16 protein-coding genes are annotated in these 18,713 nt (G+C 55.1%); 14 read left to right on the top strand and 2 right to left on the bottom strand.

Features of this window, described 5'->3' with window-relative positions:
• Positions 1–31: 31 nt before the first annotated feature.
• Positions 32–835: an inositol-1-monophosphatase gene (gene suhB, locus OGX89_RS09065; protein WP_003835237.1), complete on the bottom strand. Its 804-nt coding sequence runs from the start codon at positions 833–835 to the stop codon at positions 32–34.
• A gap of 118 nt (positions 836–953) precedes the next feature.
• On the opposite strand from suhB, the gene trmJ reads away from it, so the two are divergent.
• From trmJ to sseB, 11 genes are all read left to right on the top strand, one after another.
• Positions 954–1,685 (top strand): tRNA (cytosine(32)/uridine(32)-2'-O)-methyltransferase TrmJ, encoded by a 732-nt coding sequence (trmJ, locus tag OGX89_RS09070; protein WP_063941714.1) that lies wholly within the window; start codon positions 954–956, stop codon positions 1,683–1,685.
• 239 nt (positions 1,686–1,924) lie between these two features.
• Positions 1,925–2,416, top strand: a complete 492-nt coding sequence (iscR, locus tag OGX89_RS09075) for a Fe-S cluster assembly transcriptional regulator IscR (protein WP_003037674.1) — start codon at positions 1,925–1,927, stop codon at positions 2,414–2,416.
• Between the two features lie 112 nt (positions 2,417–2,528).
• The gene (gene iscS, locus OGX89_RS09080) at positions 2,529–3,743 is read left to right on the top strand and encodes a cysteine desulfurase (RefSeq protein ID WP_003835233.1); all 1,215 of its coding nucleotides are present in this window, start codon (positions 2,529–2,531) and stop codon (positions 3,741–3,743) included.
• A gap of 25 nt (positions 3,744–3,768) precedes the next feature.
• A complete protein-coding gene (iscU, locus tag OGX89_RS09085) occupies positions 3,769–4,155 on the top strand; it encodes a Fe-S cluster assembly scaffold IscU (RefSeq protein ID WP_002913991.1) in 387 nt (128 codons plus the stop codon).
• Between the two features lie 20 nt (positions 4,156–4,175).
• Positions 4,176–4,499 (top strand): iron-sulfur cluster assembly protein IscA, encoded by a 324-nt coding sequence (gene iscA / locus OGX89_RS09090; RefSeq protein ID WP_003835203.1) that lies wholly within the window; start codon positions 4,176–4,178, stop codon positions 4,497–4,499.
• A 108-nt stretch (positions 4,500–4,607) separates the two neighbouring features.
• On the top strand, positions 4,608–5,123 hold the full coding sequence (gene hscB, locus OGX89_RS09095; protein ID WP_125112735.1) for a co-chaperone HscB: 516 nt from the start codon (positions 4,608–4,610) through the stop codon (positions 5,121–5,123).
• A gap of 15 nt (positions 5,124–5,138) precedes the next feature.
• A complete protein-coding gene (hscA, locus tag OGX89_RS09100) occupies positions 5,139–6,989 on the top strand; it encodes a Fe-S protein assembly chaperone HscA (RefSeq protein WP_125112734.1) in 1,851 nt (616 codons plus the stop codon).
• Between the two features lies 1 nt (position 6,990).
• Positions 6,991–7,326, top strand: coding sequence for an ISC system 2Fe-2S type ferredoxin (fdx, locus tag OGX89_RS09105; RefSeq protein WP_003037690.1), 336 nt, complete (start codon positions 6,991–6,993; stop codon positions 7,324–7,326).
• 11 nt (positions 7,327–7,337) lie between these two features.
• Positions 7,338–7,538, top strand: coding sequence for a Fe-S cluster assembly protein IscX (iscX, locus tag OGX89_RS09110; RefSeq protein ID WP_003037694.1), 201 nt, complete (start codon positions 7,338–7,340; stop codon positions 7,536–7,538).
• 61 nt (positions 7,539–7,599) lie between these two features.
• A complete protein-coding gene (gene pepB / locus OGX89_RS09115; protein WP_286560307.1) occupies positions 7,600–8,883 on the top strand; it encodes an aminopeptidase PepB in 1,284 nt (427 codons plus the stop codon).
• Between the two features lie 70 nt (positions 8,884–8,953).
• The gene (sseB, locus tag OGX89_RS09120) at positions 8,954–9,730 is read left to right on the top strand and encodes an enhanced serine sensitivity protein SseB (protein ID WP_063941713.1); all 777 of its coding nucleotides are present in this window, start codon (positions 8,954–8,956) and stop codon (positions 9,728–9,730) included.
• A gap of 43 nt (positions 9,731–9,773) precedes the next feature.
• Here sseB and sseA read toward each other — a convergent pair whose 3' ends face one another.
• Entirely contained in the window at positions 9,774–10,619 is an 846-nt protein-coding gene (gene sseA, locus OGX89_RS09125) for a 3-mercaptopyruvate sulfurtransferase (RefSeq protein ID WP_063941712.1), read from the bottom strand.
• Between the two features lie 206 nt (positions 10,620–10,825).
• On the opposite strand from sseA, the gene OGX89_RS09130 reads away from it, so the two are divergent.
• The 3 genes from OGX89_RS09130 (at position 10,826) to ndk (ending at position 18,653) form a co-directional block, all read left to right on the top strand.
• Positions 10,826–15,760, top strand: coding sequence for an alpha-2-macroglobulin family protein (locus OGX89_RS09130; protein WP_125112733.1), 4,935 nt, complete (start codon positions 10,826–10,828; stop codon positions 15,758–15,760).
• Positions 15,761–18,073 carry a peptidoglycan glycosyltransferase PbpC gene (gene pbpC, locus OGX89_RS09135; protein WP_125112732.1) on the top strand — a complete coding sequence of 771 codons (2,313 nt, stop codon included), beginning with the start codon at positions 15,761–15,763 and terminating at the stop codon, positions 18,071–18,073.
• A 148-nt stretch (positions 18,074–18,221) separates the two neighbouring features.
• Positions 18,222–18,653 (top strand): nucleoside-diphosphate kinase, encoded by a 432-nt coding sequence (gene ndk / locus OGX89_RS09140; protein WP_003037710.1) that lies wholly within the window; start codon positions 18,222–18,224, stop codon positions 18,651–18,653.
• Positions 18,654–18,713 lie beyond the last annotated feature (60 nt).

An 18,713-nucleotide genomic window follows, 5' to 3' on the forward strand; every position in this document is an offset into this window, starting at 1 on the left:
TAAGGCGCTAGCCGCCATCCGGCATCAACGATTAGCGCTTCAGCGCATCGCTCAGTTCGTCACGCATGTTAGCCAGCATGGCTTTCACTACGCGCGGGTTACCTGCAACGATGTTGCCGGTCGCCATGTAGTTATGACCACCGGTAAAGTCGCAAACCAGTGCGCCAGCTTCACGGGCAATCAGCTCACCTGCGGCGAAATCCCACGGGCGCAGGCCAATTTCGAAATACCCGTCAACTCGGGCTGCGGCAACGTAGGCCAGATCCAGCGCAGCAGAACCGGTGCGGCGGAAGTCCGCGCATTCGGTAAACATGTTGCCAAGAATTTTCATGTAAGAAGCGGCGTGCTGTTTGGCTTTGAACGGGAAACCGGTGGCGATGATGGTGCCATCCAGATCGCGGGCGGTGCTGCCACGCAGACGGTAGCCGTTCAGCTGTGCACCCTGGCCACGGGTTGCGGTGAACAGTTCGTTACGCATTGGATCGTAAACAACGGCGACTTCAGTACGGCCTTTGATGCGTACTGCGATGGATACCGCGAAGTGCGGCAGACGTTTTACGAAGTTGGTGGTGCCATCCAGTGGATCGATAACCCATTGAACATCCAAATCTTCACCAACATGTTCACCGCTTTCTTCGGTGATGATGGTGTGCTGCGGGTAAGATTTGCGAATCGTTTCGATAATAATCGCTTCGGCGGCTTTATCGACGTTAGTCACGAAATCATTGCTGCCTTTCTGGCTGGTTTCTACAGAGTCTGGGGTTTCGTAGTGTTTGGCAATTACATTACCCGCCTTGCGCGCTGCGCGCACGGCGATGGTCAGCATCGGATGCATCGGTCTCTCTCACTGGATGTTAAAGAACGGGAAAACGGCGCAGAGTATAGCAGCGAGTTCGGAATATGTCTTCGTTTTATGATAATATGCCCGAATAATCTTTAGCCGAAGAAATACAATGCTGCAAAATATTCGAATCGTGCTGGTGGAAACCTCTCACACTGGCAACATGGGCTCTGTAGCCCGCGCAATGAAAACCATGGGTTTAACCAATCTGTGGCTGGTAAATCCACTGGTTAAACCGGACTCCCAGGCCATCGCCCTGGCAGCGGGTGCCAGTGATGTGATCGGCAGCGCGCAGATCGTCGATACGCTCGATGAAGCGCTGGCGGGCTGTAGCCTGGTGGTAGGCACCAGTGCTCGTTCCCGCACGCTGCCGTGGCCGATGCTGGATCCGCGTGAATGCGGTTTAAAAAGTGTCTCTGAAGCGACGAGCTCGCCGGTGGCGCTGGTCTTTGGTCGTGAACGTGTTGGTTTGACCAACGAAGAGCTGCAGAAGTGCCATTATCACGTCGCCATTGCCGCGAACCCGGAATACAGTTCGCTCAACCTGGCGATGGCAGTGCAGGTCATCTCTTATGAAGTGCGCATGGCCTGGCTGGCGACGCAGGAAAGCGACAAGACCGTAGATTACGAAGAAGCAGAGTATCCGCTGGTTGATGATTTAGAGCGTTTTTACGGTCATCTGGAGCAAACGCTGCTGTCAACCGGGTTTATCCGTGAAGGGCACCCGGGGCAGGTGATGAATAAGCTGCGCCGTCTGTTTACCCGTGCGCGTCCAGAAAGCCAGGAGTTGAACATCCTGCGCGGGATTTTAGCTTCAATCGAGCAGCAGAATAAAAGCAAGTAACTGTACTAATGCCGGATGCGCTTCGCTTATCCGGTCTACAGGCCGCACGATTCGTAGGCCGGATAAGCGAAGCGCATCCGGCAAGTGAAAATGGCACTGAAGGTTAAATACCTGACTAAATTAGTCAAGTAAATAGTTGACTGATTTAGTCGGGAATGTCAGACTTGCCCCTGCTATGCAATACCCCCATTTTACAATAAAAAACCCCGGGCAGGGGCGAGTTTGAGGCTAAGTAAGACATGAGACTGACATCAAAAGGGCGTTATGCCGTGACCGCAATGTTGGACGTTGCGCTCAACTCCGAAACGGGCCCGGTACCGTTGGCTGATATTTCTGAACGTCAGGGAATTTCCCTGTCATATCTGGAGCAGCTGTTTTCCCGTTTGCGTAAAAACGGTCTGGTTTCCAGCGTACGTGGACCAGGCGGCGGGTATCTGCTGGGTAAAGATGCCGGCAGCATCGCAGTAGGTGAAGTGATTAGCGCTGTTGACGAGTCTGTAGATGCGACCCGTTGCCAGGGCAAAGGCGGTTGTCAGGGCGGCGATAAATGCCTGACCCACGCGCTGTGGCGCGATCTGAGCGATCGTCTGACCGGTTTCCTCAACAACATTACGTTGGGCGAACTGGTAAATAATCAGGAAGTCCTGGATGTGTCTGGTCGCCAGCATACCCATGACGCTCCACGCACTAATCGTGCTCAAGACGCGATCGACGTTAAGTTACGCGCATAATAAAAGTATTTTAGAATCAGGCCGGGGTGCTACACACCCCGTTAACTCGGTCGTACATCCAGCCGGTTGCCTGATTCCTTGCATTGAAGCGATGTACGGAGTTTATAGAGCAATGAAATTACCGATCTATCTCGATTACTCCGCAACCACGCCGGTGGACCCGCGTGTTGCCGAGAAAATGATGCAGTGTCTGACCCTGGACGGAAACTTTGGTAACCCAGCGTCTCGTTCACACCGTTTTGGCTGGCAGGCTGAAGAGGCGGTAGATATCGCCCGTAACCAGATTGCCGACCTCGTGGGCGCTGACCCGCGTGAAATCGTATTTACTTCCGGTGCGACTGAATCCGATAACCTGGCGATTAAAGGTGCAGCCAACTTTTATCAGAAAAAAGGCAAGCACATCATCACCAGCAAAACCGAACACAAAGCCGTGCTGGATACCTGTCGTCAGCTGGAGCGCGAAGGGTTCGAAGTTACCTACCTCGCCCCGCAGCGTAACGGCATTATCGACCTGAAAGAACTTGAAGCGGCAATGCGTGACGACACCATCCTCGTGTCCATCATGCATGTGAACAACGAAATCGGCGTGGTGCAGGATATCGCGACTATCGGCGAAATGTGCCGTGCTCGCGGCATCATCTATCACGTTGATGCGACCCAGAGCGTGGGCAAACTGCCTATCGATCTGAGCCAACTGAAAGTTGACCTGATGTCCTTCTCCGGCCACAAAATCTATGGTCCGAAAGGTATCGGCGCGCTGTACGTTCGTCGTAAACCGCGTATTCGTATTGAAGCGCAGATGCACGGCGGCGGTCACGAGCGCGGTATGCGTTCCGGTACGCTGCCTGTGCACCAGATCGTCGGTATGGGTGAAGCTTACCGTATCGCTAAAGAAGAGATGGAAACCGAGATGGCGCGCCTGCGCAGTCTGCGTAACCGTCTGTGGAATGGCGTGAAAGATATGGAAGAGGTGTACCTCAACGGTGACCTCGAGCAGGGCGCACCAAACATTCTCAACGTCAGCTTCAACTTTGTTGAAGGCGAGTCGCTGATTATGGCGCTGAAAGACCTGGCTGTATCCTCCGGTTCTGCATGTACTTCTGCAAGCCTGGAGCCATCCTACGTGCTGCGCGCGCTGGGGATGACCGACGAGCTGGCTCACAGCTCAATTCGTTTCTCTTTAGGTCGTTTCACTACCGAAGAAGAGATTGACTACGCCATCAATCTGGTTCGCAACTCCATCGGCCGCCTGCGCGACCTTTCTCCGCTGTGGGAAATGTTCAAACAGGGCGTGGATCTGAACAGCATTGAATGGTCACATCACTAATCGGTACCGATAAGGAGAATTCAGCATGGCTTACAGCGAAAAAGTAATCGATCATTACGAGAATCCACGTAACGTGGGCTCTTTTGACAACAGCGACGAGAACGTGGGCAGCGGCATGGTGGGTGCACCGGCCTGTGGCGACGTGATGAAGTTGCAGATCAAAGTCAACAATGAGGGTATCATTGAAGACGCGCGTTTCAAGACTTACGGCTGCGGTTCCGCTATTGCTTCCAGCTCTCTGGTTACCGAATGGGTAAAAGGGAAATCTCTGGACGAAGCACAGGCGATTAAAAACACCGATATCGCCGACGAGCTTGAACTGCCACCGGTGAAAATTCACTGCTCTATTCTGGCTGAAGACGCGATTAAAGCCGCGATTGCGGATTACAAAAGCAAACGTGAAGCAAAATAATTAAGAGTTGAGGTTTTATTATGTCGATTACCTTAAGCGACAGTGCAGCAGCGCGTGTAAATACCTTCCTGGCAAACCGCGGTAAAGGGTTTGGTCTGCGTCTGGGCGTGAGAACCTCCGGCTGCTCAGGTATGGCCTATGTACTGGAATTTGTTGACGAGCCGGCGGCTGAAGATACCGTGTTTGAAGACAAAGGCGTAAAAGTCGTGATCGACGGTAAGAGCCTGCAATTCCTCGACGGTACGCAGTTAGACTTCGTCAAAGAAGGTCTGAACGAAGGGTTTAAGTTCACTAACCCGAACGTGAAAGACGAATGTGGATGCGGCGAAAGCTTCCACGTGTAACGCGCTTACTGATAACCCCACCGTGGTCGCCTGCGCGTGGGGTTTGTTTTACCTGACTCTCTGGTTTTGCCTCATCGAACAACAGAGAATCGATGCCCTGAGAATGTTATGGACTACTTCACCCTCTTTGGCTTACCGGCCCGTTATCAGCTCGATACTCAGGCGCTGAGCCTACGTTTTCAGGATCTACAACGTCAGTATCATCCTGATAAATTCGCCAGCGGTTCCCAGGCGGAACAACTTGCTGCGGTTTCGCAGTCCGCCACTATCAACCAGGCCTGGCAAACGCTGCGTCATCCTTTGATGCGCGCCGAATACTTATTGTCTTTACACGGTTTTGATATCCGCAGCGAGCAGCACACGGTGCGCGATACCGCGTTCCTGATTGAGCAACTTGAGCTGCGTGAAGAGCTGGACGAGATTGAACAGGCAAAAGACAGTCAACGTTTAGATGCGTTTATGAAACGCGTCAGCGAAATGTATAACGTTCGCCATCAACTGATGGTGGAACAGCTGGATAGCGAGACGTGGGACGCAGCGGCAGATACCGTGCGTAAGCTGCGTTTTCTCGATAAACTGCGAAGCAGTGCAGAACAACTCGAAGAAAAACTGCTCGATTTTTAATTTCCGGAAGCGAAAATGGCCTTATTACAAATTAGTGAGCCTGGTCTGAGCGCCGCGCCGCACCAGCGTCGTCTGGCGGTAGGTATCGATTTAGGCACTACCAACTCCCTGGTTGCGACCGTACGCAGCGGCCAGGCCGAAACGCTGGCAGACCATGAAGGTCGCCACCTGTTGCCGTCAGTGGTTCACTATCAGCAGCAGGGCTACTCTGTCGGTTACGATGCCCGCGCCAATGCAGCGTTGGATACGGCAAACACCGTCAGCTCGGTAAAACGCATGATGGGCCGCTCTCTGGCGGATATCCAGGCGCGTTACCCGCATCTGCCATATACGTTCCAGGCGAGCGAAAACGGTCTGCCGATGATTGAAACCGCTGCCGGTTTGCTTAATCCGGTGCGCGTCTCCGCTGATATTCTGAAAGCGCTGGCCGCGCGGGCTACCGAATCGCTGTCCGGCGAACTGGACGGCGTGGTAATCACCGTTCCGGCTTACTTTGACGATGCACAGCGTCAGGGGACCAAAGACGCCGCGCGTCTGGCGGGCCTGCACGTATTGCGTCTGCTGAACGAACCGACCGCAGCGGCGATCGCGTATGGTCTGGACTCCGGTCAGGAAGGCGTGATCGCAGTCTACGATCTTGGCGGCGGTACGTTTGATATTTCTATTCTACGCCTGAGCCGTGGCGTGTTTGAAGTGCTGGCGACCGGCGGTGATTCCGCGCTCGGCGGCGATGATTTTGACCATCTGCTGGCCGATTACATTCGCGAGCAGGCGGGCGTGGCCGATCGCAGCGATAACCGCGTACAGCGTAAACTGCTGGATGCCGCGATTGCAGCGAAAATCGCACTTAGCGACGCTGATTCTGTAACGGTTAACGTGGCTGGATGGCAGGGTGAAATCACCCGTGAAACCTTTAATGAACTCATTTCCGCACTGGTCAAGCGTACGCTGCTGGCCTGCCGTCGCGCGCTGAAAGATGCGGGCGTGGAGCCGCAAGATGTGCTGGAAGTTGTGATGGTTGGCGGTTCAACGCGCGTGCCTCTGGTACGTGAACGCGTCGGTGAATTTTTTGGCCGCACGCCGCTGACCTCTATTGACCCGGACAAAGTGGTCGCTATCGGTGCGGCAATTCAGGCGGATATTCTGGTCGGGAATAAGCCGGACAGCGAAATGCTGCTGCTGGACGTTATCCCGCTGTCCCTGGGACTGGAAACCATGGGCGGTCTGGTGGAGAAAGTGATCCCGCGTAACACCACTATCCCAGTGGCGCGCGCGCAGGACTTTACCACCTTTAAAGATGGCCAGACCGCGATGTCCATTCACGTGATGCAAGGCGAGCGTGAACTGGTGCAGGACTGCCGTTCTCTGGCGCGTTTTGCGCTGCGCGGCATCCCGGCATTGCCAGCAGGCGGCGCGCATATCCGCGTGACCTTCCAGGTGGATGCCGATGGGCTGCTGAGCGTCACCGCCATGGAGAAATCCACCGGCGTTGAGTCCTCAATCCAGGTTAAACCGTCCTACGGTCTGACCGACAGTGAAATCGCCTCCATGATTCAGGATTCGATGAGTTTTGCCGAGCAGGACGTAAAAGCCCGTATGCTGGCAGAACAGAAAGTCGAAGCGGCACGCGTACTGGAAAGTTTATCCGGTGCGCTGAACGCTGATGCCGCGCTGTTAAGCGCCGCAGAACGTCAGGCTATCGACACCGCCGCCGCGCACTTGAGCGAGGTTGCACAGGGTGACGATGTTGACGCGATAGAACAAGCCATTAAAAACGTAGACAAACAAACCCAGGAATTCGCCGCTCGCCGCATGGACAAATCCGTCCGTAGCGCGCTGAAAGGCCATTCCGTGGACGAGGTTTAATATGCCAAAGATTGTTATTTTGCCTCATCAGGATCTCTGTCCCGATGGCGCAGTTCTGGAAGCTGAGACCGGCGAAACCATTCTCGACGTTGCCCTGCGTAACGGGATCGAGATTGAACACGCCTGTGAAAAATCCTGTGCCTGCACTACCTGCCACTGCATCGTGCGTGAAGGTTTTGATTCTTTGCCGGAAAGCACAGAAGAAGAAGACGACATGCTGGATAAAGCCTGGGGACTGGAGCCGGAGAGCCGTTTAAGCTGTCAGGCGCGGGTAACCGAGGACGATTTAGTGGTCGAAATCCCACGTTACACAATCAATCATGCGCGTGAGCATTAACAGAGGGTAGTATGGGACTGAAGTGGACCGATAGCCGCGAAATCGGCGAGGCGCTGTATGACGCTTTCCCCGATCTCGATCCCAAGACCGTTCGTTTCACCGATCTGCACCAGTGGATCTGTGACCTGGAAGAGTTCGATGATGATCCTCAGGCATCGAACGAAAAAATCCTTGAGGCCATTTTGCTGGTCTGGCTGGACGAAGCCGAATAAGTCAACGGGCTGCCCACGGGTGGCCCGTTTTCCTGTATGCGCGAAAATAAGGATAAATAAAATGACAGAAGCCATGAAAATTACGCTTTCCACGCAACCCGCCGATGCCCGCTGGGGTGAAAAGGCGACATACAGCATTAATAATGACGGCATTACCCTGCACCTGAACGGAAAAGATGACCTCGGCCTTATCCAGCGTGCCGCGCGTAAAATCGACGGCCTGGGTATTAAACACGTTCAACTGGATGGTGAAGGCTGGGATACCGAACGTAGCTGGGCGTTCTGGCAGGGCTACAAGGGACCAAAAGGCACCCGCAAAGTTGAGTGGGCCGCTCTGGACGAAGCGCAGCGCAAAGAGCTGGATAGCCGTCTGAAGATTATTGACTGGGTGCGCGATACCATTAACGCCCCGGCAGAAGAGCTGGGCCCTGAACAGCTGGCGCAGCGCGCTGTTGATCTGCTGTGCTCCGTCGCGTGCGATAACGTCTCTTACCGCATCACCAAAGGTGAAGATCTGCGCGAGCAGAACTACATGGGTCTGCATACCGTGGGTCGCGGCTCTGAACGTCCGCCGGTGCTGCTGGCGCTGGACTACAACCCAACAGGCGACAAAGAAGCCCCGGTTTATGCCTGCCTGGTTGGTAAGGGAATTACTTTTGATTCCGGTGGTTACAGCATCAAGCAAAGCGCATTTATGGACTCAATGAAGTCCGACATGGGCGGTGCGGCAACGGTCACCGGCGCGTTGGCATTTGCCATCACCCGTGGTCTGAACAAGCGCGTGAAGCTGTATCTGTGTTGCGCGGATAACCTGATTAGCGGCAACGCCTTTAAGCTCGGCGATATCATTCACTATCGCAACGGTAAAAAAGTTGAAGTGATGAATACCGATGCCGAAGGACGTCTGGTGCTGGCCGATGGCCTGATCGATGCCAGCGCGCAGAAACCGGAGCTGATTATTGATGCTGCCACGCTGACCGGCGCGGCGAAAACCGCGCTGGGCAATGATTACCACGCGCTGTTTAGCTTTGATGATCAGCTGGCTGCTCGCCTGCTGGCAAGTGCGGCGCAAGAAAACGAACCGTTCTGGCGTCTGCCGCTGGCAGAGTTCCACCGTAGTCAGTTGCCGTCTAACTTTGCCGAACTGAATAACACCGGCTGCGCGGCTTACCCGGCTGGTGCAAGCACCGCGGCGGGCTTCCTGTCCCATTTCGTGGAAAACTACCAGCAGGGCTGGCTGCATATCGACTGCTCCGCAACCTATCGCAAAGCGCCGGTTGAGCAGTGGTCTGCGGGCGCAACCGGTCTGGGTGTGCGCACGATTGCGAATCTGCTGACCGCATAATTTATTACTGTATTGCCGGATGGCGCTACGCTTATCCGGCCTACATGTATTCATCCAATTTGTGATACTTATGTCCGAAACAAAAAACGAATTAGAAACGTTGCTGGAGCAAGCGGCAACAGAGCCTGCGCATCGTCCGGCATTTTTCCGTACTTTACTGGAATCCACAGTCTGGGTGCCGGGTACTGCATCAGAAGGCGAGGCGGTGGTTGAAGACAGCGCTCTCGACCTGCAGCACTGGGAAAAAGAAGACGGCACGACCGTGATCCCGTTCTTCACCTCTCTGGAAGCCCTGCAGCAGGCGGTGGAAGATGAGCAAGCATTTGTCGTTATGCCGGTGCGTACGTTGTTTGAAATGACGCTCGGCGAAACGCTGTTTCTCAACGCGAAACTGCCGACCGGCAAAGAGTTTATGCCGCGTGAAATCAGCCTGCTGATGGGGGAAGAGGGGAATCCGCTCAGCACCCAGGAAGTACTGGAAGGCGGTGAATCGCTGATCCTCTCTGAAGTCGCTGAACCTCCGGCGCAAATGATTGACTCGCTGACTACGCTGTTTAAAACCATTAAGCCGGTAAAACGCGCGTTTCTCTGCTCAATCAAAGAAAGCGCGGAAGCCCAGCCGAATCTGCTGATTGGTATTGAAGCAGAAGGGGATATTGAAGAGATCATCCACGCTGCTGGCAGCGTCGCGACCGATACGCTGCCGGGCGATGAACCTATTGATATCTGCCAGGTGAAGAAGGGTGAGAAGGGCGTGAGCCACTTTATCACTGAGCATATCGCACCGTTCTACGAACGCCGCTGGGGCGGTTTCCTGCGCGACTTTAAACAGAACCGGATTATCTAAATTGTAGGCCGGATAAGCGAAGCGCTATCCGGCTTTTCCAGCTTTATAATTGCGGTTCTACCGGTAAATCGTTGCGTGCTCCCCATTCGCTCCATGCGCCGTCATACAATGCGACGTCAGAAACGCCCAGCGTGGCAAGTGCCAGCACCACGACGGCAGCCGTTACGCCGGAGCCGCAGCTGGCGATAATAGGGCGGTCAAAGCTCACGCCGTGGCTGAAGAAAATAGCATCCAGCTCATCGGTGGTTTTCAGTTCGCCGTCACGAACCAGTTCTGTCCACGGTACGTTAAGCGCACCCGGCACATGACCACGTTTCAGACCAGGACGCGGCTCGTCAACTTCGCCATTAAAACGCGCAGCCGGACGGGCATCGACGATCTGCGCCGTTTTTTCATGACTGGCCAGCAGTACATCGGTAACGCGCACTACTGCGTCAGGCGTAAAGGCCACGTTAAATTCACCTTCAGGTAAATCCTCATCGCCTTCCTTGAGCATTAGCTCATCGCGCTTCCAGCCTGCCAGACCGCCTGCCAGAATGGAGACATTTTCGACGCCAAATGTCCGCAGCATCCACCATGCGCGTGGCGCGGAAAACAGATTACCGTCATCGTAGATAACCAGATGCTTATCCTGATCAACGCCCAGCTCGCGCATCGCAACGGCAAAGGCTTCGGGGCGTGGCATCATATGCGGTAGCGGTGAGGTATGATCGGAAAGCGCTTCAATATCAAAAAATACTGCGCCAGGAATATGGCCCTCACGATACTCCTCGCCAACATCGCGATCTTCCTGTCCTGGAGGTGCCATCCGGGCATCAAGAATTTGTATTTCCGGGTCGTCAATGTGTTCGGCAAGCCAGTCGGCAGCGACAAAGAAGGCGGTGGTCATAGGCATCTCCATTTTTACCAGGTTTTGGCAAATTGTCGGATGTTTACCGTAAAGCGACAAGTAAAACAGGCTGATTTGTCAGGTGAATCCACATTAATCACTTAAATTAAGACAACGTTGTTCAGTTACTGACTTCCACAGCCGGAAATCTGACGCATAATAGTTGTTCTACGTAGCTAACGGGCCACTACGGCCAGGGATGAAAAATGAAACATTTACGCGTAGCGGCCTGCATGCTGATGCTGGCACTGGTCGGGTGCGATAATAATAATGAAAAATCACCGACGGCTGCGAAACCTGATGCGCCTGCGCCACAGACTGCGCCAGCAAAAGATAAAGCTCAATTACAAAAGCTGGTGCAGCAAAGCCAGGGCAAGTCGCTGACGCTGCTGGATGCCTCAGAGGTCCAGCTCGACGGTGCGGCAACGCTCGTTTTGACCTTCTCCATTCCCCTCGATCCAGAACAAGATTTTTCCCGCGTCGTGCACGTTGTTGATAAAAAAAGCGGCAAAGTGGATGGTGCCTGGGAGCTGGCGCCAAATCTGAAAGAGCTGCGCTTACGCCATCTGGAACCTAACCGGGAACTGGTGGTGACCATTGAGCGTGATTTGCTGGCGCTGAATAAAGCGACGTTCGCTATTGATTATGAAAAAAACATTACCACCCGCGATGTACAGCCAAGCGTAGGGTTTGCCAGTCGCGGCTCGCTGCTGCCGGGAAAAGTAATTGAAGGCCTGCCGGTAATGGCCCTCAACGTTAACAGCGTGGATGTGAACTTCTTTCGCGTGAAGCCTGAATCGCTCGGCGCATTTGTCAGCCAGTGGGAATACCGCAATTCGTTGACGAACTGGGAATCTGACAATCTGCTGAAAATGGCGGAACTGGTGTATACCGGACGCTTTGACCTCAATCCTGCGCGTAACACCCGTGAGAAGCTGCTGCTGCCGTTGAGCGATATCAAGCCGTTGCAGCAAGCAGGTGTTTACATCGCGGTGATGAATCAGGCTGGACAATACAACTACAGTAATGCCGCTACGCTGTTCACGCTCAGCGATATTGGTGTGTCTGCGCACCGTTACCATAATCAACTGGATGTCTTTACACAGAGTCTGGAAAATGGTGCTGCGCAGCAGGGTATTGAGGTCACGTTACTCAACGAAAAAGGACAGACGCTGGCGCAGGCTACCAGCGACGCGCAGGGTCATCTCAAACTGGAGACTGATAAAGACGCGGCTTTATTGCTGGCCCGCAAAGACGGGCAAACCACGCTGCTGGATTTGAAACTCCCGGCGTTGGATCTGGCTGAATTTGATATTGCCGGTGCACCGGGATACAGCAAACAGTTCTTTATGTTTGGTCCCCGTGACCTCTATCGTCCTGGCGAAACGGTGATCCTCAACGGATTACTGCGTGACAGCGACGGCAAAACGTTGCCCGACCAGCCGGTGAAGCTGGAGGTCGTAAAGCCCGACGGGCAAGTGTTACGTTCGGTGGTTAGCCAGCCGGAGAACGGTCTGTACCGCTTTAGCTGGCCGCTGGACACCAACGCGCCAACCGGTATGTGGCATATTCGTGCTAATACGGGCGACAACCAGTCACGGATGTGGGATTTCCACGTCGAAGATTTTATGCCTGAGCGGATGGCACTCAATCTCTCCGCTAATAAGATTCCGGTAGCTCCGGCTGATGAAGTGAAGTTCTCGGTAGTGGGCTACTACCTGTACGGCGCGCCCGCTAACGGCAATGCTCTGCAAGGACAGCTTTTCCTGCGCCCGCTGCGCGAAGCGGTGCAGGCATTGCCGGGGTTCCAATTTGGTAATATTGCCGAAGAAAACCTGTCCCGCAGCCTCGATGAAGTTCAGCTTACGCTGGATGAACACGGTCGCGGCGAAGTGACCACCAACAGCCAATGGCAGGAGACGCATTCTCCGTTACAGGTGATCCTGCAAGCCAGCCTGCTGGAATCTGGTGGCCGCCCGGTGACGCGTCGGGCTGAACAAGCCATCTGGCCTGCGGACACGCTGCCGGGTATTCGTCCGCAGTTTGCGGTAAAAGCCGTCTATGACTACCGCACTGATACCACTGTGAATCAGCCTATCGTTGATGAAAACAGCAACGCCGCTTTCGACATTGTTTATGCCGATGCGCAGGGCGAGAAAAAAGCGGTGTCCGGTTTGCAGGTGCGTTTGATCCGCGAGCGCCGGGATTACTACTGGAACTGGTCTGAAGGCGAGGGCTGGCAATCACAGTTCGATCAAAAGGATCTGGTTGAAGGTGAGCAGACTCTGGATCTTAAGGCCGATGAAACCGGTAAAGTCAGCTTCCCGGTTGAGTGGGGTGCCTATCGTCTGGAAGTGAAAGCCCCGAATGATGCGGTGAGCAGCGTACGCTTCTGGGCAGGTTATAGCTGGCAGGATAACAGCGATGGCAGTGGGGCTGTGCGTCCCGATCGCGTGACTCTGAAACTGGACAAACCCAGCTATCGTCCTGGCGATACCATGAAGCTGCACGTTGCCGCTCCCGCTGCTGGCAAAGGTTATGCGATGGTGGAATCCAGCGAAGGCCCGCTGTGGTGGCAAGAAATAGACGTACCGGCGGATGGTCTCGATATCTCCATCCCAATCGATAAAACCTGGAATCGCCACGATTTGTATCTCAGTGCGCTGGTGGTTCGTCCTGGCGACAAGTCCCGTTCGGCCACGCCAAAACGGGCGGTCGGTTTACTGCATTTGCCGTTAGGTGATGAAAACCGTCGTCTGGCGCTGGCGCTGGAAAACCCGGCGAAAATACGGCCAAACCAGCCGTTGACCGTCAAGATTAAAGCCAGCGTCAAAAATGGCGACGTACCAAAACAGGTTAACGTGCTGGTCTCTGCTGTTGATAGCGGAGTGTTGAACATTACCGATTACGCCACGCCAGATCCGTGGCAGGCGTTTTTCGGGCAAAAACGCTATGGCGCGGATATTTATGATATTTACGGCCAGGTGATCGAAGGGCAAGGGCGGCTGGCGGCGCTGCGCTTTGGTGGAGATGGCGATGAATTAAAACGCGGCGGTAAGCCACCGGTTAATCACGTCAATATCGTGGCGCAACAGGCGCTGCCGGTTACGCTCAACGAGCAGGGCGAAGGTACGGTGACGCTACCGATTGGTGATTTCAACGGCGAGCTACGGGTAATGGCACAGGCCTGGACGGCGGATGACTTTGGCAGCAGTGAAAGCAAGGTGATTGTTGCCGCGCCGGTAATTGCTGAACTGAATATGCCGCGTTTTCTGGCGGGAGGCGATACCTCGCGCCTGACGCTGGACGTGACTAACCTGACTGACAAACCGCAAACGCTGAATATTAAGCTCGCGTCCAATGGCTTACTGGAGCTGATGGGGCAAGATCCTGCTCCGGTAAATCTGGCACCAGGCGTACGGACTACGTTGTTTATTCCGGTGCGTGCGCGGGAGGGGTTTGGCGATGGCGAAATTCAGGCAGAAATTAGCGGTCTGACTTTACCGGGTGAAACGCTGCCAGTTCAGCATAAACAGTGGAAGATTGGCGTGCGTCCGGCGTTCCCGGCGCAAACCGTTAATAACGGTGTCGCACTTCAGCCGGGCGCAACCTGGCAGCTTCCGGGCGAAGAACTGACCAATTTCTCCCCTGCAACGATGCAGGGACAACTGCTGTTCAGCGGTAAGCCGCCGCTAAATCTGGCGCGTTATATCCGCGAACTGAAGGCTTACCCTTACGGTTGCCTGGAGCAAACGGCGAGCGGGTTGTTTCCATCCTTATACACCAATGCTGCGCAATTGAAGGCGTTAGGTATTGTGGGCGACAGCGATGAAAAACGCCGTGCGGCAGTCGATATTGGGATTTCTCGTTTAGTGCAGATGCAGCGTGATAACGGCGGTTTCGCGCTGTGGGATAAAAACGGGTCGGAAGAGTACTGGCTGACCGCGTATGTCATGGATTTCCTCGTTCGGGCAAATGAACAGGGCTACAGCGTCCCGGTAGAAGTCATTAACCGTGGCAACGAGCGGCTGCTGCGCTATTTGCAGGATCCAGGAATGTTGTCGATTCGCTATACCGACGACTCTTCAGCAAGCCGGTTTGCCGTACAAGCATACGCCGCGTTGGTTCTGGCGCGTCAGCAAAAAGCCCCGCTCGGCGCATTGCGTGAGATCTGGGAGCGTCGTGCGCAAGCGGCCTCTGGTTTACCGCTGTTACAACTGGGAATCGCGCTGAAAAATATGGGCGATGCTAACCGCAGTGAACAGGCGTTGACGCTAGCGCTGAATACGCCGCGCCGCGATACGCAACAGTGGATGGCGGATTACGGCAGTGCGTTGCGGGATAACGCGTTGATGCTGGCCTTGCTCGAAGAGAACAAGCTCAAACCTGACGTGCAGAATACGCTGCTGAACACGTTGTCAGAACAGGCCTTTGGGCAGCGCTGGCTCTCGACTCAGGAAAATAATGCGTTGTTCCTTGCCGCGCGTACGTTACAGGACTTGCCAGGCACATGGCAGGCGCAAACGTCATTCTCGGAGCAACCGTTAGCCGGGGAGAAATCACAGACGCGTAATCTGGATGCCGATGCGCTGTCTACGCTGAGCGTCACCAATACCGGTAATCAACCGCTGTGGCTGCGTCTGGATGTGAGCGGTTATCCGCAAACCTCACCAACGCCTGCCAGCAACGTTCTGCATATTGAGCGTCAAATCCTGGGGCTCGACGGAAACAGCAAATCGCTGGATTCGCTGCGCAGCGGCGAGCTGGTGCTGGTCTGGCTGGAGGTGAAAGCCAGCCAGAACGTGCCGGATGCACTGGTGGTTGACTTACTGCCAGCAGGACTGGAACTGGAAAACCAGAATCTGGCCAACGGCAGCGCCAGCCTGCAGGATAGCGGCAGCGAAGTGGCGAATCTGCTTAATCAGATGCAGCTGGCAGATATCCAGCACGTTGAGTTCCGTGACGATCGCTTTGTCGCTGCGGTGGCGGTCAATGAAGGACAACCGGTTACGCTGGTGTATCTGGCGCGAGCGGTGACGCCGGGGACCTACCAGGTTCCCGTCCCACAGGTGGAATCAATGTATGTTCCGCAGTGGCGCGCGACCGGTGCGACAGAGGGACTTTTGATTGTCAGACCGTAAATGATGCGCGGGTTGGGTAAACGCGGCTGCTGGCTCTGGCTGGCAGCCGTTGCGCTATTGATTGTGGCGGCAGTTTGGGCGGCAGATAAAATCTGGCCGCTGCCTTTGCACGAAGTCGATCCGGCACGGGTCGTGGTGGCACATGATGGTACGCCACTCTGGCGCTTTGCCGATGCCGAAGGTATCTGGCGGTATCCGGTAACGATTGATGAGGTGTCGCCCCGCTACCTTGAGGCGCTAATTAACTACGAAGACCGCTGGTTCTGGAAGCATCCCGGCGTCAATCCGTTTTCAGTACTGCGCGCAGCATGGCAGGACCTCTCCTCTGGGCGCGTGGTTTCGGGCGGCAGTACGCTCACCATGCAGGTCGCACGATTACTCGATCCTCATCCGCGAACCTTTGGCGGCAAGTTTCGCCAGCTCTGGCGCGCATTGCAGCTGGAATGGCATCTCTCCAAACGCGACATCCTGACACTGTATCTCAACCGTGCGCCGTTTGGCGGTACGCTGCAGGGTGTGGGGGCGGCAAGCTGGGCCTATCTTGGTAAATCACCCGCGCAATTGAGTTACTCCGATGCCGCGCTGCTGGCTGTTTTGCCACAGGCACCGAGTCGCCTGCGCCCGGACCGTTGGCCGGACCGTGCTGAAGCGGCGCGTAATAAAGTGCTCGAACGTATGGCGACCCAGGGCATTTGGCCTGCCAGACAGGTACAGGAGTCGCGTGAAGAGCCAGTCTGGCTGGCGCCCCGGCAAATGCCGCAGTTAGCGCCGTTATTCTCGCGCATGATGCTGGGAAAAAGCCGGAGCGATAAAATCGTGACTACCCTTGATGCCGGATTGCAGCGTCAACTGGAAGAGCTGGCGCAGAACTGGAAGGGGCGCTTACCTGCACGCAGTTCGCTGGCAATGATTGTGGTCGATCACACCGATATGAGCGTGCGTGGTTGGGTGGGGTCGGTAGATATGAATGACGACTCCCGCTTTGGTCATGTGGATATGGTGAATGCGATCCGTTCGCCAGGCTCGGTGCTGAAGCCGTTTGTTTACGGTCTGGCGCTGGATGACGGACTCATTCATCCCGCTTCGTTGTTGCAGGATGTCCCGCGGCGAACTGGGGACTATCGACCGGGGAATTTTGACAGCGGTTTTCATGGCCCGGTGAGCATGAGCGAAGCGCTGGTAAGGTCGTTGAATTTACCCGCCGTGCAGGTGCTCGAAGCCTATGGTCCGAAGCGCTTTGCCGCATCGTTACGTAACGTCGGCTTACCGCTGTATCTGCCCGCAGGGGCTGCGCCAAATCTGTCGCTGATTTTAGGTGGCGCGGGGGCAAGGCTGGAAGATATGGCCGCAGCGTACAGCGCCTTTGCCCGCCAGGGAAAAGCGGGAAAACTGCGTCTGCAGCCGGGTGACCCACTGCTTGAACGCCCGTTGATGTCGGCGGGCGCGGCGTGGATTATTCGCCGTATTATGGCCGACGAAGCCCAACCGCTGCCGGATAACGCGCTGAGCAGAGTGGTTCCGCTGGCGTGGAAAACGGGCACCAGCTATGGCTATCGCGATGCCTGGGCGATTGGCGTTAACACCCGTTATGTGATCGGTATCTGGACTGGCAGACCAGACGGAACGCCGGTGGTGGGCCAGTTTGGATTTGCCAGCGCCGTGCCGCTGCTCACTCAGGTCAACAATCTTTTGCTCTCTCGCGGGACAAATCAGCCGGAAGATCCACGCCCTGGTTCCGTGAGTCGCGGCGTGGTGTGCTGGCCGGGCGGGCAATCCCTTGCCCCAGGAGACAGCAACTGCCGTCGCCGTCTGGCAACCTGGTTACTGGATGGCAGTCAGCCGCCAACGTTATTATTGCCCGAGCAGGAAGGGGTTAATGGCATTCGTTTTCCTGTCTGGCTGGATGATGAAGGCAAACGTGTGGCGGCGGATTGCCCGCAGGCGCACGAGCAAACGTTAATCGTCTGGCCGTTGCCGCTGGAGCCATGGCTACCGGAATCAGAACGCCGTGGGGCGAGATTACCGCCAGTTTCTGCCACGTGTCCGCCGCTGGGACAAGACGCTTCACAGCCGTTGCAGTTGACAGGTATTCGTGATGGCGCGATTGTGAAGCGTTTACCCGGTTCTGCTCAAGCCTCATTGCCGGTGCAAACCAGTGGTGGGAGCGGTGAACGCTGGTGGTTTCTTAACGGTGAAAGGCTGGAAGAACGTGGACGTCGTCTTACGCTACGGCTGGCGACTAAAGGGGATTATCAACTGCTGGTGATGGATGACGCTGGTCAGGTAGCGACGGTGAGATTTTCGATGCAGTAGACCAGTTGGTGACTGTTTGTTGCTAAAATTCATCTTATTTTAAAGAAATGTTACCTTCATCAATAGTCAATTGCCGGGATGCTCTTTATAATCCGCGCCAGGTCGTACATCTATATAGACAACAACAGAACACATTACAGAGGTTATCATGGCTATTGAACGTACTTTTTCCATCATCAAACCAAACGCGGTGGCAAAAAACGTTATTGGGAGCATCTTTGCGCGCTTTGAAGCAGCAGGGTTCAAAATTGTCGGCACTAAAATGCTGCACCTGACCGTTGAGCAGGCACGTGGCTTCTATGCTGAGCACGATGGCAAACCGTTCTTTGACGGTCTGGTTGAATTTATGACCTCCGGTCCGATCGTTGTTTCTGTTCTGGAAAGCGAAAATGCCGTACAGCGTCATCGCGATCTGCTGGGCGCAACCAACCCGGCGAATGCGCTGGCCGGTACTCTGCGTGCAGACTATGCTGACAGCTTCACCGAGAACGGTACTCACGGTTCCGACTCCGTTGAGTCAGCGGCGCGCGAAATCGCCTATTTCTTTGGTGAAGGCGAGGTTTGCCCGCGTACGCGCTAATAAGCTCGTCCTGTAGGCCGGATAAGCGTTTGCGCATCCGGCTCTGCTTTGCCTGGTGGC

The sequence above is a fragment of the Citrobacter sp. Cpo103 genome (assembly GCF_030332605.1).
Taxonomy (GTDB): Bacteria; Pseudomonadota; Gammaproteobacteria; order Enterobacterales; family Enterobacteriaceae; genus Citrobacter; species Citrobacter portucalensis.

Bases quoted from the DNA above. Each gene is read 5' to 3' on its own strand.
- suhB (WP_003835237.1), bottom strand. From the start codon at position 835: ATGCATCCGATGCTGACCATCGCCGTGCGCGCAGCGCGCAAGGCGGGT.
- trmJ (WP_063941714.1), top strand. From the start codon at position 954: ATGCTGCAAAATATTCGAATCGTGCTGGTGGAAACCTCTCACACTGGC.
- iscR (WP_003037674.1), top strand. From the start codon at position 1,925: ATGAGACTGACATCAAAAGGGCGTTATGCCGTGACCGCAATGTTGGAC.
- iscS (WP_003835233.1), top strand. From the start codon at position 2,529: ATGAAATTACCGATCTATCTCGATTACTCCGCAACCACGCCGGTGGAC.
- iscU (WP_002913991.1), top strand. From the start codon at position 3,769: ATGGCTTACAGCGAAAAAGTAATCGATCATTACGAGAATCCACGTAAC.
- iscA (WP_003835203.1), top strand. From the start codon at position 4,176: ATGTCGATTACCTTAAGCGACAGTGCAGCAGCGCGTGTAAATACCTTC.
- hscB (WP_125112735.1), top strand. From the start codon at position 4,608: ATGGACTACTTCACCCTCTTTGGCTTACCGGCCCGTTATCAGCTCGAT.
- hscA (WP_125112734.1), top strand. From the start codon at position 5,139: ATGGCCTTATTACAAATTAGTGAGCCTGGTCTGAGCGCCGCGCCGCAC.
- fdx (WP_003037690.1), top strand. From the start codon at position 6,991: ATGCCAAAGATTGTTATTTTGCCTCATCAGGATCTCTGTCCCGATGGC.
- iscX (WP_003037694.1), top strand. From the start codon at position 7,338: ATGGGACTGAAGTGGACCGATAGCCGCGAAATCGGCGAGGCGCTGTAT.
- pepB (WP_286560307.1), top strand. From the start codon at position 7,600: ATGACAGAAGCCATGAAAATTACGCTTTCCACGCAACCCGCCGATGCC.
- sseB (WP_063941713.1), top strand. From the start codon at position 8,954: ATGTCCGAAACAAAAAACGAATTAGAAACGTTGCTGGAGCAAGCGGCA.
- sseA (WP_063941712.1), bottom strand. From the start codon at position 10,619: ATGACCACCGCCTTCTTTGTCGCTGCCGACTGGCTTGCCGAACACATT.
- OGX89_RS09130 (WP_125112733.1), top strand. From the start codon at position 10,826: ATGAAACATTTACGCGTAGCGGCCTGCATGCTGATGCTGGCACTGGTC.
- pbpC (WP_125112732.1), top strand. From the start codon at position 15,761: ATGATGCGCGGGTTGGGTAAACGCGGCTGCTGGCTCTGGCTGGCAGCC.
- ndk (WP_003037710.1), top strand. From the start codon at position 18,222: ATGGCTATTGAACGTACTTTTTCCATCATCAAACCAAACGCGGTGGCA.